A 1,211-nucleotide genomic window follows, 5' to 3' on the forward strand; every position below is an offset into this window, starting at 1 on the left:
GGGTGTCGTGGGTGGTCAGGGGCGCGGAACGGCAGCCGAAACGCGCTTCTCACCCCATCGGGTGATGAAAGCGGGGCCTGTATACCCAATCGGGATGCACGTATGGGCGGAAATACCGCGAAGGCCGAGAGGTCTCCCACTTTTGGGGGTAGGAAAGGGCACCGAGCGGTCCGAGGGAGGTCCGTCCGCGAATGGATCCGAGCGAGGGCTTTGTTGGGAGTGGCGGGTGAGTCAGCCGGAGATGCGCCCCGGAACGGGCGGCGGCACGAGCGGCGGCACGGGGCGGGGCGAGTACGGGGACCTGCTCGGGCGGCCGTTCCCGCTGGGGGACTGGGGCGAGCCCGCCGAGCGCCTGGACGAGCTGTACCGGTGGGTGGAGAGCGGGGCGCTGGAGGTCGTGGAGTGGTATCTGGCCGACCGGGCGCGCAAGCGCCGGTGGGCCAGGGCGCTGCGGGCGGGGACCGCCGCGGGGCTGGCGGCCGGGGGCGTGCTGCCGCTGCTGGAACTGGCCGGCGGGGCGCGGGGCGCGGCCCTGTGGGCGTTCCCCGCGCTGCTGCTGGCGGTCGTGTGCGCGGGGTGCGACCGCTGGTTCGGGCTGACCTCGGGCTGGATGCGCGGTGTCGCCACGGCGCAGGCGGTCCAGCGGCGGCTGGAGATGCTGCAGTACGACTGGGCGTCGGAGAGCGTGCGCGAGGTGCTCGGGCCCACCGAGGGCACGGCGAGCGAGGCCGCCGAGCGGTGCCTGGGGGTGCTGCGGCGCTTCTCGGAGGACGTGACCGAACTGGTGCGGGGCGAGACGGCCGCCTGGATGGTGGAGTTCCGCTCCGGTCCGGCGCCGCTGCACACCCAGTCGCTGACCTCCTCCGCCTGGAGCGCGCGCACCGAGCGGGCCGCGCAGCCGTCCCGCTTCTCGATGCCGCCGGGCGTCCGGCCGAGCATGCCCAGGCAGCGGCCCCCGGAGGGGCCGCGCTGACGGTGACAGGCGGGTGCTGACGCGGCACCGTCGGCGGCCGACGGCGGCCGTCAGTACCGCGTCAGCCGACGGTGCCGCGTCAGCCGAAGATGATCATGGAGCTCTGTGCCAGGCTCCGGGTGGCCGCGGCGTGCAGCCCCAGCCAGACGTGGCGCTCCCGCGCGAACGGCCCGCCGTCGTACGCCGGCGCGGCCGCCGGTTCCTCCAGCTCCGTGGGGCCGGCCGGGGGCGCCGGGGC

General features: G+C 75.5%; 1 protein-coding gene. It reads left to right on the plus strand.

From position 1 onward, the window contains the following. The first annotated feature begins 226 nt into the window (after positions 1 to 226). Positions 227 to 973 carry an SLATT domain-containing protein gene (locus L7D48_RS08125; protein ID WP_374491669.1) on the plus strand — a complete coding sequence of 249 codons (747 nt, stop codon included), beginning with the start codon at positions 227 to 229 and terminating at the stop codon, positions 971 to 973. Positions 974 to 1,211: the final 238 nt, after the last annotated feature.

The organism is Streptomyces sp. ICN903 (assembly GCF_022015835.1).
GTDB classification, from domain to species: domain Bacteria; phylum Actinomycetota; class Actinomycetes; order Streptomycetales; family Streptomycetaceae; genus Streptomyces; species Streptomyces fenghuangensis.